Origin of the sequence: Streptomyces sp. NPDC058646, from assembly GCF_042716875.1 — a bacterium.
In the GTDB taxonomy this organism is placed as follows: Bacteria; Actinomycetota; Actinomycetes; order Streptomycetales; family Streptomycetaceae; genus Streptomyces.
Genome location: NZ_JBHXRK010000002.1, coordinates 305,415 through 319,334, shown reverse-complemented (window position 1 = coordinate 319,334; position 13,920 = coordinate 305,415). Strand labels below are relative to the sequence as shown.

Here is a 13,920-nt window from a genome sequence, read left to right as displayed (position 1 = left end):
GTGCGCGGACCGGCCCCGGCGCCCGGCCGCGCTAACGGGCGAGAGCGCGCAGGTGGGTGCGGATGACACGGACGGCGTTCTCGGCGTCGTCGACGGTGACGATGAACCGCTTGCCGTCGTCGAGCCTCAGCTCCAGGCCCTCGCCGCGGCGGACGATGATCGCGGTTCCCTTCTCGGGCCGCCACCGGTGTCCCCAGCCGCCCCATTGCTGCGGGGTGATCCTGGGCAGGTACTCGGCGGAGGTGATCTGCGCGAGGCGGATCTTGCGGCGGGGCAGTCCGATGTGGCCGCAGCGCACGTCGAGCGCCTCGGCGTCGACGGTCACGGCGACGTGGACGAAGGAGAGGGTGCCGTAGAGGATGAGCAGCCCGGCGGTCAGGCAGCCGATCACGGCCATGAGCAGCGGGATGATGCCGGCGGTCCAGGAACCGGCGACGGCGAGCTCGATGCCCAGCGCCAGACAGGCCGCACCGGCCGCTGCGAGCAGCCACTGCGCACGGTTGGAGGCCCGGCCCGTCCAGAACGGACCCGGGGGGTGACCGGTCATGGGTAGCAGCGTACTCACGTTCCGCATGCCCGCCACCGCCTCTCGTCCGGTCGGTGCAGTGCGGCTCGTCCGTCCTGCGCCTGCCCGTCCTTGACCTGAAGCAAACTTGAGGTACCGCACCGCGGTGGTACCGCAGGTCGCGTCCGGGCCGAAGCCCTACCGGCCCGGCTCGCCGGCGCCCGGGAGGAGGCCGATGAGGGCGTCGCGCAGCGCCGGGCGGCGGGCGGTCACGAGGCGGTGCAGGTTCCGGGAGGCGAAGGCCACGCGCTGGGCGCTGCGGGGGCGCTCGGCGTCGTAGGCGCGCAGGGCTGCGGGCAGCCGGGGCGGACCGGCCCACGCCACGGCCCGGGTCAGGGCCTCGGCGTCGAGCAGGGCGGTGCAGGCGCCCTGGCCGAGGTTGGGTGTCATGGCGTGCGCCGCGTCACCGACGAGGGCGACCCGGCCGGCCGCGGTGAACGAGGAGAGCGCCGGGTGGAGGTGGCGCATCTCGTACCGGATCCAGGTGGCGGGGTCGGTCTCGGCCAGCACGCGCGGGACCGGGTCGTGCCAGCCGGCGAAGGCGGCCCGCAGGTGCTCGGCCGCGCCGGCTGGGGCGGCGGGCCGGGTGGTGGCTGATGCCTCCGGTCCCGCGGTGGTGGCCGCGGGGACGGTGGCGTACCAGTTGGTGCGTCCCGGCTCCACGGGCGTCATGCCGAAGAAGCGGCCCTCGCCCCAGGTCTCCCCGTAGCACCCGGTCTCGAATCCGGCGATCCCGATCCAGGCGACGGTGCCGACCTCGCGCGGGCGGCTGCGCCCGCCGAAGTGCGCGGTGCGGACCGTGCTGTTGATGCCGTCGGCCCCGACGACGAGATCGGCGCCCAGCCCTGCCGGGTCGGTGAGGTGCCGACCGTAGGAGATCTCCACGCCGCCGAGCCCGTCGAGGCGGTCCAGCAGGGCGTCGATCAAGTAGGGCCGGGAGATCAGCAGTTCGGGCCGGCCCGCCTTGCGCTCGATCCGTTCGAGCGGGAGCGCGGCCAGCACCCTGCCGTCGGGCCGCCGGATCCGGGCCCCGCGGTACGGGACCGCGCGCGCCCGGAGGGCGTCGCCGAGGCCGAGCCGGTCGAGGGCGGCCTGGGCGGTGGGGTGGATCCCGAAGGCGGTGCCGTAGCGTTCCGGCGCGGTCCGGCGCTCCAGCACGGTGACCTGCCAGCCCGCGCGGCGCAGGCCGATGGCGGTGGCCAGCCCGCCGACCCCCGCCCCGACGACGACGGCCGCACCCCTCGCGCCCCCCATGACGGACCCCTTCGTTCGCCCATTCGCCCGACCCCGCCCGACCACCACATCCGTGGTACTACATCTGTGGTACCACGGATGTAGTTAAACTGGCAACGTGAATCAGGACCGGAGGGACCGGCTGCGGGACGCGGCCGTCGAAGTGCTGGCCGGAGCAGGCGGACGGGGGCTGACGCACCGTGCCGTCGACGCCGCCGCCACCGTGCCCGCAGGCACGGCCAAGAACTACTTCCCCACCCGCGACGCACTGCTGCGGGCCGTGGCCGAGCGCTGCGTGGAGCAGTACCGGGAGGCGTCGACGGCCCTGGCGGCGTCGGGGCAGGGGCCGACCGGCGCCCGGGAGCTGGCTGCGCTCCTGGCCGGGATGCTGCGGAACGTGGGCGGACCCGGGCGGACGCACGTACTGGCCTACCTGGAGCTCCAGACGGAGGCCGCCCGACGCCCCTGGCTCGCCGGGCTGCTGGACCCGATCGGCGCTGCGGACTTCGCGGCACACGCCCACCTGCTGCGCACGGCCGGGCTCCCGGCCGGACCGGAGCGGGTCCGCACCCTCACCCTCGCCCTGCACGGCGCCCTCCCCCACCTGCTGGCCGGGGCACCGGGCACGCTGGCCGCGGCCGGCCTCGACGACCTGGAGGGCTTCGCCCTCGGCCTGCTCACCACGGTCGATGCGGGTGGGGCGGCGTGACCACCCGGACCGACCGGGCCGTGGGAGCCGTGCTCGGCTCGGCGGCGGGCGACGCACTGGGCGCGCCCTACGAGTTCGGGCCCGCCGGGCAGTTGACGGCGCGCGGGCAGGAGATGCGCGGGGGTGGCGGCTGGGAGCCGGGGGAGGCCACGGACGACACGCAGATGGCGGTGCTGGTGGGTGAGTCCCTGCTGGAGTGCGGCGGCCTCGAACTCCCGGACGTCTTCGCCCGGTTCCAGCGTTGGGCGGCCGGGGCGCCCAAGGACATCGGTCTCCAGACCGAGGACGTCCTGACCAACGGCCGGCCCTGGGACCTGGCCGCCGCGCTGCACTTCCAGGTCAACGTCCGGGCCGCGGGCAACGGTTCGCTGATGCGCGCCGCCACCTCGGCGGTGCACTTCGCCGCCGCGGGACGGGAGCGGACGATGGACGCGGCGCGGCGGATCGCCGCGCTCACCCACGGCGACCGGGCCGCCTGGGAGGGCACCGCCCTGCTGCACGAGCTGGTACGGGTGGCCCTGGACGGAGCCGACCCGCTGGCCGCCCTCCCCGCGGCCCTGGAAGCGGTCCACCCGGACCACCGCGAGCGCTACGCACGGGTGCTGGACCCCGGCTGGCACCCGGACCTGGCCACCGAGTTCAACGGCGCGGTGTGGCCCTGCCTGGGCTCGGCCGTGTGGGCCCTGCGGACGACCGGCGGGTTCGCGGAGGCCGTCCGGGCGGCCGTGGACCTGGGCGGGGACACCGACACGGTGGCGGCGGTGACGGGCGCGCTGGCAGGAGCCCGGTACGGGCAGGAGGCGGTCCCGGACCACTGGACCGGCCCCCTGCACGTCCCACTGCCGGGCTTCGGGGACCGGGTCCTGGACGCGGACGACCTGCGCGAGCTGGCTCAGCGGCTCGCCGAGGCCGGCTCCGGCTGACGGTCCGCGGCGCGCAGCCGCCGGTCGTGGGTGACGAGGGCCGGGGTGCCCCCGAAGAGGGCCGGGGCCGCCTCCATTTCCTCCACGACGGCCGGGGCCAGGTGGCTGGTGGCTCGTCCAGCAGCAGGTCGAGCGGCCCCGGGCAGCCCTCGGCGCTCACGCAAGACGTTACGTCTCGTCGGTGGGTGGAGTGGAGGTCGGGAGTGGCGGGTACGGCAGACCTCGCGGTGGGCTCCGCAGTTACGCGACGGTCGCGCCCGCGCCCTGTCCGGCGAGCAGTCGCCCTTCCGCGTAGCCCAGGGCGGCGGCCGGCAGCGTCTCGTGGCGGCCGCTGCGCAGGACCGTCAGGGTGCCGGTGGCGGGGAGGGCGGGCTCGGGGCGTGCGCCGATGCGGCGCAGCGCCTGGACGGCGACGGCCTCGGCGGAACCGTGGTAGACGAGTTCGGCACCCCCGGTCCGCGCGGCCAGGGCGGCACGGATGGGAGTCTCCACCAGTTCGTAGTGCGTGCAGCCGAGGACCACGGTGGTGACGTCGGCGGGCGTCAGGGCGGCGGCCGCGGCCACGGCGGCGGCCACGGCGCGCTCGTCGCCGGCCTCCACGGCCTCGGCGAGCCCGGGGCAGGGCACCTCGGCGACCGGGACCCCGGCGGCGAAGTCGCGGATCAGCCCGCGCTGGTAGGGACTGCCGGTGGTGGCAGGGGTGGCCCAGATGGCGACGTGGCCGCCGGCGGCCGCGGCGGGCTTGATCGCCGGGACGGTGCCGATGACCGGGATGGCGGGCTCGAGCTCCGCCCGCAGGGCCGGCAGGGCGTGCACGGAGGCGGTGTTGCAGGCGACGATCAGCGCGTCCGGCAGGTGCGGTGCGGCGGCCCTGGCGACGGCGAGCGCCCGCTCGGTGAGCGAAGCGGGGGTCCGGGGGCCCCAGGGCATCCCGTCGGGGTCGGAGGAGAGCAGCAGATCGGCGTCCGGCCGCAGCCGCCGCATCGCGGCGGCCGCCGCGAGGAGGCCGATTCCCGAGTCCATGAGCGCGATCTTCACCCGGCCACCTTAGTCGACACCCCCGCCGAACCCCTCCGCGCCCGCCCGCGGCGGGTCCCCGCCCCGGGCCCCGCGACCGCGCCGCCCGGCCGCCCTCTCCACCCCCGGAGCCCCACCCCGCCCCCGTCGTCACGGCCGACGCCGACGGCGCGACCCACGCCCCGGGCTGCCGTCCCGCCTGCCGCCACGGCGTCGGCCCGCACCCCTGCCACCCGGGCGGCGGTGCCGTCCGCCACCGCCACGGCGGCAGTGCCCACCGCGCTCGCCCGCACCCCGGGCCACCGACCACGGCGGCCCGTCACCATGACCGCAATCCGCCGACCCGAACGCCCCGTCCGGCGGACGCCCGCACCGACCCGCCACACCCGGACCGACCTACACCCCGACCGACCCACCTCCGGCCTACACCCCGACCCACCGACCTCCCGCCTACACCCCGACCCACCGGCCTCCGGCGCACGCCACGGTGGGGCACGCCGCCTCCCGGCCGCACCCGGCGACCCGGCCGCACCCGGCGACCCGGCGCCACCACCGGACGGCCCGTCATCTGAACCCCGCCCCGCCCCGCGGCCGGCCCCGGGCAGCCAGCCCCGACGCGGCGCAGCCGGATCCGCCGGGGTCCCCCCGGGGTGGGTGCGCGACAGGCGCCGCGGGGCCCGGCACACTGCCGCCATGGGCCTCCTCCTCGCCGCCTGCGCGGCCTACGCCTCCCTCGCCGCCTGGCTCTGGCTCACCCTCGCCCAGGGCATGTTCTGGCGCACCGACGTCCGCCTCCCGCCGCGCACCGCTCCGGCCCGCTGGCCGTCCGTCGCGATCGTGGTCCCGGCGCGGGACGAGGCCGCGGTGCTCCCGTACAGCCTCCCTTCGCTCATCGCCCAGGACTATCCCGGCGAGGCGGAGGTGATCCTGGTCGACGACGGCAGTACGGACGGCACCGGCGCACTCGCGCTGCGCCTTTCCCGCGACTGCCCCGGGCTCCCGCTCACCGTGGTCTCCCCCGGCGACCCCGGCCCCGGCTGGACGGGGAAGCTGTGGGCGCTGCGGCACGGCATCACCCTCGCCCGCACCGCGCACGCCGACGAGCCCGAGTACCTGCTGCTCACCGACGCCGACATCGCGCACGAGCCCGACAGCCTCCGCGAACTGGTCGCCGCCGCCACCTCGGCCGACCTCGACCTCGTCTCCCAGATGGCCCGGCTGCGGGCCGTCAGCCTCTGGGAACGGCTCGTCGTACCGGCCTTCGTCTACTTCTTCGCGCAGCTCTACCCCTTCCGCCGGATCAACCGGCCCGGCTCCCGCACCGCGGCGGCCGCGGGCGGCTGCGTGCTGCTGCGGACCGCGGCCGCCGTCCGGGCGGGGGTGCCCCACTCCATCCGGCAGGCCGTCATCGACGACGTCTCGATGGCCCGCGCGGTCCAGCGCTCGGGCGGCCGGATCTGGCTCGGGCTGGCGGAGCGGGTGGACAGCGTGCGCCCGTACCCGGCGCTCGCCGACCTGTGGCGGATGGTCTCGCGCAGCGCGTACGCGCAACTGCGCCACCAGCCGCTCCTGCTGGCGGGGACGGTGGCCGGGCTGGTCCTCGTCTACCTCGTACCGCCGGCGGCGCTGCTCGCGGGGCTGGCGGCCGGGCAGCCGGCCGTCGCCTGGGCCGGCGGTCTGGCCTGGCTGCTGATGGCCGGCACCTACCTGCCGATGGTGCGCCACTACCGGCAGCCCGCCGCGCTCGCCCCGCTGCTTCCGTTCACGGCGCTGCTGTACCTGCTGATGACCGTCGATTCGGCGGTCCAGCACTACCGCGGTCGCGGGGCAGCCTGGAAGGGCCGTACCTATGCCCGCCCGAGCGACGCCTGAAACAATGAACTCCTGCCCGAACCGGCGTCATCCGAGGTCACCGCATTGTGACGCTGCGTCAGCATGAAGTCGGTGCACCACACAACCGATGAGTACGAGTGCCCGCAAGGTGGGGTGGAAGCGGCGAAATCGTGCACCTGAACGTCAAGTGAAAGCTGGGGTCCTGACCTGCGAATATGCAGGTCAGCGGGGTGTTGACAGCACCTCGCTATGGACCCGGTGAAGTCGTGGGCTTAACTTAGGTCCCATGACCTCCCCCCGCTCCACTTATGGCGGCGGTTACTACTCCGCGCCCTCCTTCCCGGACACCCCCATCTACGATTCCCTCGTCGCCGAACGCGGCACTCCGCAGATCGCCCCGATCCGCGTCCCCGCCGCCTACGACTCCCCGAGTGCCGGGTATTCGAGCGGCGGGTACCTGCCGGCCCTCGCCTCGTCCATGCCCGCGCTCCCCCCGGCGCAGCAGCAGGCCCCGGCGTACGGCTACCCGTACCAGCAGCAGGGCGCGCCGCAGCCGATGCCGCTGCAGCACGCGCCCGCGCCGTACATCCCGCAGCAGCAGCCGGTCGCGGCCCGTGCGGGATACGCGCCGCAGCCCCAGCCGCAGCAGCCCCGTCCGGTCCCCGCGGGCACCGGGTACGAGGCCATGCGCCCGGCCGCTCCGCGCCCGATGCAGGCTCCGGCCCAGGTCCAGGGCACCCCGTACGAGGACCCGTACGGCCGCCCGTACCAGGGGCGCGGCTACTGACGGACCTGTAGGGACCGACTGGGGAGGCTGCGGGGGCGGCTGGCACTATGCCCCCATGGCGAACTTGTATCTCCGGGAGCTCCACGTGCATCCCGTCAAGTCGGTGGCGGGAACCGCTCCCGCGGAGGCGGCCGTGGAGCCCTGGGGTCTGGCCGGGGACCGGCGATGGGCGCTGGCCGACGCCGGGGGCGCAGTCGTCACGCAGCGCCAGCAGCCGCGCCTCGCCCTGGCGGTGGCGCGGCCGGCGGAGGGCGGCGGCGTCACGCTGTCGGCGCCCGGGATGGCCGAGCTGGCCGTGGAGGTGCCCGCGCCCGGGCCGCTGGAGCCGGTCCTGCTGTTCGGCAAGAAGGTCGAGACGGTCCGCGCGGCGGACGCCGCGGCCGACTGGTTCAGCGAGTACCTCGGGGTGCCGGTGCGGCTCGTGCACCTGGACGATCCGGCCGTGCGCCGGCCCGTGGACCCGGCCTACGCGCTGCCGGGCGAGACCGTGAGCCTGGCCGACGGCTATCCGCTGCTGCTCACCACCCTCGCCTCGCTGGACGCGCTCAACGCGCTGATCGCGCAGGGGGATCACCTCCAGGAGGGGCCCCTGCCCATGAACCGGTTCCGGCCCAATCTGGTGGTCGCCGGGGCCGAGCCGTGGGCGGAGGACGGCTGGGGGCGCCTCGCGATCGGTGACGCCGTCTTCCGCGGCGCCCGCGAGTGCAGCCGGTGCATCGTCACCACCACCGACCAGAGCACGGCGCAGCGGGGCAGGGAGCCGCTGGCGACGCTCGCCCGGCACCGGAGGATCGGCAAGTCGCTGGCGTTCGGCCGGCAGCTCGTGCCGGTGCGCCCGGGCACGGTGCGCGTGGGGGACGAAGTACGCGTCCTGGGATGACCTGCCCGGGACGACCGACAGGAATGACACCTTCGAGCGGCTCTTGAGCGCGTGCGGAACCAACGTGCACGACGGGGCCGTTGCATCACCCGAGAGGTGTGCACACTGATGACACGTCATGAGCGCGCACACACCGGGACGGGCGTGGACCGCGCACCGTCCCGGGTGACCACGGAGGCAGCAGACGGAGGCGAGGGGGAGCCGGACCGTGTGGACAGCAATGGGTGTGTGGCGTTGGCGGCGCAATCCGCTGCGCCGCCCGACCGATCTTTTCGAGGCGTGGCTGGCGTTCGGCGCCCTCGTGTGCGTCCTGGTGGTGGCGCCTGCCGTCGGCTGCCTCGCGGGACTCCAGGTGGACAGCACGCTGCAACGGGCCGCGCGGGAACAGCGGCACGAGCGGTACCTCGTCCCGGCGACGGTGGTCCGGCAGGCGCCCGGATCGCTCGCGGAGGCGTCCGCCGACCCTGCGGCGCGGCAGCAGGCCCCGCAGCGCACGCAGATCGTGGCGGCGTGGACCGCGCCCGACGGCAGCAGCCACGAGGGCACGGTGCCCGCCGCGGAGGAACCTCCGCTTCCGGGCGACCGGTTCCGGATATGGACGGACACCAGCGGCCGGGTCGTGGGGCAGCCGCTCGACCCTGCCGCCGCCTCCCTGCACGCGGGACTGGCGGGGGCGGCCGCCGCCGTCTGCGTGGCCGCGCTGGTGGAGACGGTCCGGCGGCTGGTCGTACGACGGCTCGTACATCAGCGGTACTCCCGTCTGGACCGGGCGTGGGCGGCGGCAGGGCCGGACTGGGGCCGGGCGGGCGCGGGCAGCTGACCTGGCAACTCACCGGCCCCGCGCGCGCTACGGTGGGACGGCCAGATCAGTCGGCTTCGGGCGGCTCCGGTCGCTTCGACAACGCGAGTACGAGGGTGGGGGCACGACAGCACCATGGCTCAGGGCACGGTCCAGGTGACGCACGGCGGGACGTCGCGGTGGCGGCGCCGCTCCGGTGAGTATCCGACGCTGACCGCCGCGCTGGCCGTCGCGGGTGACGGGGACGTCCTGTCGATCGCCCCCGGCACCTACCGGGAGAACCTGGTGCTGCACCACGCCGTGACCCTGCGCGGCCCCGAGGGCGGGCTCGGGTCGGTGCGGATCGCCCCGCTCGACGGGGTCGCGCTGACCCTGCGCGCCTCGGCCGTGGTCCAGGACCTGTACTTCGAGGGCCAGGACCGGGCGGCCCCCGCGCTGCTCGTCGAGGACGGCGCTCCCGAATTGACCGATCTGCGTGTGCACACCCGCTCGGCGGCCGGGATCGAGGTGCGCGGCAGCGGGGCCCGCCCCCTGGTTCGGCGGTGCACGGTCGAGAACCCGACCGGGGTCGGCATCGCCGTACTGGACGGCGGTGGCGGGGTGTTCGAGGAGTGCGAGGTGGTGGCCGCCGGGCAGACCGGGGTCTCCGTCCGCGGCGGCGGCCACCCGAGGCTGGAGCGCTGCCGGATCCACCACGCCACGGGCGCGGGCATCGGGGTCACCGGCGAGGGTTCGGGCCTGGAGGCGCTGGGCTGCGAGGTGTACGAGATCAAGGGCACCGGCGTGCAGGTCGCCTCGCGCGCCACGGCCCGGCTCACGGACTGTGCGGTGCACCGCACCTCGGCGGACGGGGTCACCCTCGACACGGACGCGGTGCTGATGCTGGCGGGCTGCGACATCCACGACATCCCGGAGAACGCGGTGGACCTGCGCTCCCGTTCGGTGCTCACGCTCAGCCGTACGACGGTGCGCCGGTTCGGCCGCAACGGCCTGTCGGTGTGGGACCCGGGCACCCGGGTCGACGCCGACTCCTGCGAGATCCACGACAGTACGGGCGACTACCCGGCGGTGTGGATCAGTGACGGGGCCACCGCCTCGCTGGACTCCTGCCGCGTCCACGACGTTCCGGACGCGGTGTTCGTCCTGGACCGGGGTTCGCGGGCGGACGTGGTCGACAGCGATCTGTCCCAGGTGCGCAACACCGCCGTCTCGGTGAGCGACGGGGCCACCGCCCAGCTCGACGACTGCCGGATCCGGGAGGCGTCGACGGGAGCCTGGTTCCGCGACCACGGCAGCGGCGGCACCCTCGCCAACTGCACCATCGACGCCGTGCAGACCGGTGTGATCGTCACCAAGGGAGCCGATCCGGTCCTGGAGCGGTGCACGGTCAGCTCCCCCGCCGAGGCCGGGTTCTACGTGTCGGCGGGCGGCCGCGGCACCTTCACCGCCTGCCGGGTCACGGACAGTTCCGGCTTCGGCTTCCACGTCCTCGACGGCTGCCGCACCACGCTGACGCGCTGCCACACCGAGCGCTGCGCGCGCGGGGGCTACGAGTTCGCCGAGGACGGCCCCCTCGCGCAGGAGTGCACCGGCGACGGGTCCGGCGCGCGGGCCGCGGCCCAGGCGGCCCCGGACGGTTCCTCCGCCGGGGCGCGGGCGGCGATCCGTACGGTCCCGGCCGTCCAGGGCCCCGTACCGGTGGCGGCGGACATGCCCGCGCCGCGCGCCGCGGACCTGCCGGACGGCCCGGCGCAGCCGGCCTCCCGGGGGTCCGGGGAGGTGCTGGGCCAGCTCGACTCGCTGGTCGGGCTGGAGAGCGTGAAGCGCGAGGTGCGCGCGCTGACGGACATGATCGAGGTGGGCCGGCGGAGGCAGCAGGCGGGGCTCAAGGCGGCCTCCGTCCGCCGCCATCTGGTCTTCACGGGCTCCCCCGGCACCGGCAAGACCACGGTCGCCCGGCTGTACGGGGAGATCCTCGCCTCCCTCGGGGTGCTGGAGCGCGGGCACCTGGTCGAGGTGTCCCGGGTGGACCTGGTGGGCGAGCACATCGGGTCCACGGCGATCCGTACGCAGGAGGCCTTCGAACGGGCCCGCGGCGGGGTGCTGTTCATCGACGAGGCGTACGCGCTGGCCCCGGAGGACTCCGGCCGGGACTTCGGGCGCGAGGCGATCGACACGCTGGTGAAGCTGATGGAGGACCACCGGGACGCCGTGGTGGTGATCGTCGCCGGGTACACGGCGGAGATGGACCGCTTCCTGACCGTCAACCCGGGGGTGGCCTCGCGCTTCTCGCGGACCATCACCTTCGGCGACTACGGGCCCCAGGAGCTGCTGCGGATCGTGGAGCAGCAGGCGGAGGAGCACGAGTACCGGCTGGGCGACGGCACGGGCGAGGCCTTGCTGGAGTACTTCACGGAGCTGCCCAAGGGCCCGGCCTTCGGCAACGGCCGTACCGCGCGCCAGACGTTCGAGTCGATGGTCGAACGGCACGCGGGGCGCGTGGCGCAGCTGTCGGAGCCGAGCACGGACGAGCTCACCCTGCTGTTCCCGGCGGATCTGCCGGCGCTGCCTGCTGTGGGTGCCCCTTGCTGAACCGCTGACCCGGCAGGCCCGGCTCCTCCGGTACGTCGGGCCCCTCAGGTCCGTCGGGCCCGCACGGTACCTCGGCCGCGCCGGGCTGTGCGGCTGCCTCCAACCGGGCGAACAGGGACTGGCGTTCGGCGGCGAAGGCCGGGTCCGCCTGGTAGTCGGAGTGGCCCAGGAGGGGAGCGGGCAGCGGGTGGCGGGCGCTGCGTCCGTAGGCGACCGGGTCGGCGAGCGGGCCGTGGTCCACTGCGCCCGGGAGGCCGGGCAGCACCGGGCCGCCGATGGGGTCGGAGGCCCGCCACAGGTTGCGCCAGCAGTCGACCTCCCGGTGCAGGACGGTGAGCGGCCCGGGGCCGAAGTGGGCGGGGAACCAGCGGCCGTAGAGGCGGCTGAGCGGGGACCCGTAGGTGAGCAGGGCGACCCGGCGGCGGACGGGTGGCGGCAGCTGCCAGACGGCGGCCGCCGCGAGCACGCTTCCCTGGGAGTGGCCGGAGATCACCAGCCGGCCGCCGGTGCTGCCGGTCCATCCGCTCATCCGCCAGGTCAGGTCGGGGACGGCGCGCTCGGCGTAGCAGGGCGGCGCGAAGGGGTGCGCGGCGCGCGGCCAGAAGGTGCCGACGTCCCACAGGATGCCGACGGTGCGGCGGGCCGCGGGATCCCGGTAGGCGCGCCGGCCCCAGGCGACGAAGAGCAGGAACCCGAAGCCGATCAGCCAGGATCCGGCGTCCTGGGCGGCGCGGGCGGCGGCCTCCAGCAGCGCAGGGGTGCCGCGGGCAGCCTCCCCCGGCACCTTCCCGCTGAGCCATGCCCCGGCGAGGGCGCCCGCGCCGAGCAGCAGGGTGATCCCGGAGACGGCCCCCACGAACCAGGGGGCGGCATCGGTGAGCGCGGCGGCGGCCCTGGCTCCGGCGATGCTCCGGCTGCGGGCCCGGTCCGGCTGCGCCCCCGGGTACTCGGCGGCCACGGTCTCGGCCAGCCGCCACCGGACCCGCGCTCCGCGCCCCGCGAACCAGGCGGCGAGCAGGGCCAGTACGAGGAGCAGCGGCGGTAGTACGGCGGCCTGCCAGGACAGCAGCACCGGCGGCCCGGGCAGCAGGGCGCCGGGCATGCCGGGGGTGGCGCCCTTGTCGAGCCAGTCGGCAACGCGCTGGGCGACCCCGCCGGACATCACTCCGCCGAGCGCGCAGCCCAGCACGGCGATGGCGGGCCCGCCGAGACCGTGCAGGGCGGCGGCCGGGTCGGGTGCCCGGCGGTGCAGGTGCGCGGCGACGGCGGCGAGGGCGAGTACGCCCAGGCCCTGGCCGAGCATGAGCGCGCCGAACGCGAAGTCCCCGGGGAGCCGCCCGGCGGAGGTCCAGCCCGGGCGTGACCAGCCGGCGTACAGCAGGACGGCCCCGAGGAGGGCGAGGGCGGCGCCGGGCAGCAGGGTGACCGCGGCCCGGTCGAGGCGGTGGTCGGGCCGGGCCTCGGTACGGCCGCGCCGGCACACGACCCAGACCACGGCGAGGGCCCCGGCGGCGAGCAGCGCTTCCACCGCCCAGCCGAGGACTTCGAGGACCGGTGCGCCGGCCCGGCGGTCGTGACGGGCGGTGGGCACGGCGACGGCCGCGGCGACGGTGAGCAGTCCGGCGGCGGTGTGCGCGGCACGCAGCCGGGCCACCAGCCTGCGCCCGTACCAGAAACCGGGGCGGCCGAGCGCGGGCACGGCGTCGCGGGAGCCATCGGGGGCGGGGTCCCGTCCGGCGACGTCCTGGGCGGCGGGGTCGGGGTCTGCGGGGGCCGTCGCGGCCGGGTCCGGGGCCGCGGGGCCCTCGGGCGGCGGCTGCGACTCGTAGGCGCTCCAGGTGCGGTTCGACAGGTACCAGAGCAGTACGGTCAGCGCCGCCGGGACGAGCGCGCCCAGCACGAGGCGGCGTCCGGGCTGGGCCCACCAGCCGCCGTCGGCGAGGAAGGACAGCCAGGGGCGTGAGGCGGTGCAGCCGCCGGAACCCGCGCACTGCCAGGCGACCAGGTCGAGCGCGACCTCGCAGGCGGCCGCGACCAGGAGCACGGTGAGGCTGAGGGCAAGGATCCGCACGAGCACCCCGTACGTGCGCACCGCGCACGGTGCCGGGCGGCCGGCGGGCACGGCCGGGCGCGCCCAGTGGGCGAGGTTGACCACCATGAAGGGCAGGAGCAGCAGCCACAGGGCGCGCGTGCCGTTGCCGGAGGTGAGCCGGGACCAGCAGTAGGCCTCGGGGACGGGCCGGCCGGCGTACCGCTCGGGGTGGGCCTCGGCGTCGGCATCGTCGGTGCGGCGGAAGACGGCGGCGGTGGAGTCCCCGGTGACCCGGACGGTGCGGGGGTCACCGAGCAGATCGCCGGGGGTGGCGCCGCCGACGCCGTGGACCAGGAGTTCGAGGGCGAGGGGCGGGGCCGGGGGCTGGCGGGTGGCTGCTGCTGGGCTGTCCGGCACGGCGGGCTCCGCTCGGGAGGCGGTTTCGGCGCGGTTCCAGCATCCCGCGCGGCGGACGGCCGGGCCAGCCCCCGGCGGCGAATTCACCCCGCGGGGCGGACATCTGACGGGTCGCCAGATATGGTGACCGGCA

Annotated in this window: 12 protein-coding genes; 7 read left to right on the top strand and 5 right to left on the bottom strand. The window is 76.0% G+C overall.

All coding sequences use genetic code 11. From position 1 onward, the window contains the following. Window positions 1–31: 31 nt before the first annotated feature. On the bottom strand, window positions 32–547 hold the full coding sequence (locus ACFWUZ_RS04915; protein ID WP_384367113.1) for a hypothetical protein: 516 nt from the start codon (window positions 545–547) through the stop codon (window positions 32–34). A gap of 156 nt (window positions 548–703) precedes the next feature. Next, on the bottom strand, window positions 704–1,819 hold the full coding sequence (locus ACFWUZ_RS04910; protein ID WP_384367110.1) for an FAD-dependent oxidoreductase: 1,116 nt from the start codon (window positions 1,817–1,819) through the stop codon (window positions 704–706). A 97-nt stretch (window positions 1,820–1,916) separates the two neighbouring features. Here ACFWUZ_RS04910 and ACFWUZ_RS04905 point away from each other — a divergent pair, with 97 nt between their 5' ends. Continuing rightward, window positions 1,917–2,507, top strand: a complete 591-nt coding sequence (locus ACFWUZ_RS04905) for a TetR/AcrR family transcriptional regulator (RefSeq protein WP_384367108.1) — start codon at window positions 1,917–1,919, stop codon at window positions 2,505–2,507. Next, entirely contained in the window at window positions 2,504–3,430 is a 927-nt protein-coding gene (locus ACFWUZ_RS04900; protein WP_384367105.1) for an ADP-ribosylglycohydrolase family protein, read from the top strand. The genes ACFWUZ_RS04905 and ACFWUZ_RS04900 overlap by 4 nt, the downstream gene beginning before the upstream one ends. Here ACFWUZ_RS04900 and ACFWUZ_RS04895 read toward each other — a convergent pair. Continuing rightward, on the bottom strand, window positions 3,400–3,594 hold the full coding sequence (locus tag ACFWUZ_RS04895; protein WP_384367102.1) for a hypothetical protein: 195 nt from the start codon (window positions 3,592–3,594) through the stop codon (window positions 3,400–3,402). The genes ACFWUZ_RS04900 and ACFWUZ_RS04895 overlap by 31 nt on opposite strands. 76 nt (window positions 3,595–3,670) lie before the next feature. After that, window positions 3,671–4,468: a glutamate racemase gene (locus ACFWUZ_RS04890; protein ID WP_384367099.1), complete on the bottom strand. Its 798-nt coding sequence runs from the start codon at window positions 4,466–4,468 to the stop codon at window positions 3,671–3,673. A gap of 672 nt (window positions 4,469–5,140) precedes the next feature. On the opposite strand from ACFWUZ_RS04890, the gene ACFWUZ_RS04885 reads away from it, so the two are divergent. From ACFWUZ_RS04885 to ACFWUZ_RS04865, 5 genes are all read left to right on the top strand, one after another. Beyond that, entirely contained in the window at window positions 5,141–6,319 is a 1,179-nt protein-coding gene (locus ACFWUZ_RS04885) for a glycosyltransferase (protein ID WP_384367096.1), read from the top strand. A gap of 247 nt (window positions 6,320–6,566) precedes the next feature. Continuing rightward, a complete protein-coding gene (locus ACFWUZ_RS04880) occupies window positions 6,567–7,067 on the top strand; it encodes a DUF6643 family protein (protein WP_384367093.1) in 501 nt (166 codons plus the stop codon). Window positions 7,068–7,122: 55 nt separating this feature from the next. Beyond that, window positions 7,123–7,947, top strand: a complete 825-nt coding sequence (locus ACFWUZ_RS04875) for an MOSC domain-containing protein (protein WP_384367090.1) — start codon at window positions 7,123–7,125, stop codon at window positions 7,945–7,947. A gap of 220 nt (window positions 7,948–8,167) precedes the next feature. Continuing rightward, entirely contained in the window at window positions 8,168–8,767 is a 600-nt protein-coding gene (locus ACFWUZ_RS04870; RefSeq protein ID WP_384367087.1) for a hypothetical protein, read from the top strand. Window positions 8,768–8,881: 114 nt separating this feature from the next. After that, on the top strand, window positions 8,882–11,338 hold the full coding sequence (locus ACFWUZ_RS04865) for a right-handed parallel beta-helix repeat-containing protein (protein WP_384367084.1): 2,457 nt from the start codon (window positions 8,882–8,884) through the stop codon (window positions 11,336–11,338). On the opposite strand, the gene ACFWUZ_RS04860 is transcribed toward ACFWUZ_RS04865, so the two are convergent. Next, window positions 11,280–13,787: a hypothetical protein gene (locus tag ACFWUZ_RS04860; protein ID WP_384367081.1), complete on the bottom strand. Its 2,508-nt coding sequence runs from the start codon at window positions 13,785–13,787 to the stop codon at window positions 11,280–11,282. The two genes, ACFWUZ_RS04865 and ACFWUZ_RS04860, sit on opposite strands and share 59 nt — an antisense overlap. Window positions 13,788–13,920: the final 133 nt, after the last annotated feature.

What these genes read in the sequence shown, in the direction of transcription:
- ACFWUZ_RS04915 (WP_384367113.1), bottom strand. Translation starts at nt 547, where the DNA reads ATGACCGGTCACCCCCCGGGTCCGTTCTGGACGGGCCGGGCCTCCAAC.
- ACFWUZ_RS04910 (WP_384367110.1), bottom strand. Translation starts at nt 1,819, where the DNA reads ATGGGGGGCGCGAGGGGTGCGGCCGTCGTCGTCGGGGCGGGGGTCGGC.
- ACFWUZ_RS04885 (WP_384367096.1), top strand. Translation starts at nt 5,141, where the DNA reads ATGGGCCTCCTCCTCGCCGCCTGCGCGGCCTACGCCTCCCTCGCCGCC.
- ACFWUZ_RS04880 (WP_384367093.1), top strand. Translation starts at nt 6,567, where the DNA reads ATGACCTCCCCCCGCTCCACTTATGGCGGCGGTTACTACTCCGCGCCC.
- ACFWUZ_RS04875 (WP_384367090.1), top strand. Translation starts at nt 7,123, where the DNA reads ATGGCGAACTTGTATCTCCGGGAGCTCCACGTGCATCCCGTCAAGTCG.
- ACFWUZ_RS04870 (WP_384367087.1), top strand. Translation starts at nt 8,168, where the DNA reads ATGGGTGTGTGGCGTTGGCGGCGCAATCCGCTGCGCCGCCCGACCGAT.
- ACFWUZ_RS04865 (WP_384367084.1), top strand. Translation starts at nt 8,882, where the DNA reads ATGGCTCAGGGCACGGTCCAGGTGACGCACGGCGGGACGTCGCGGTGG.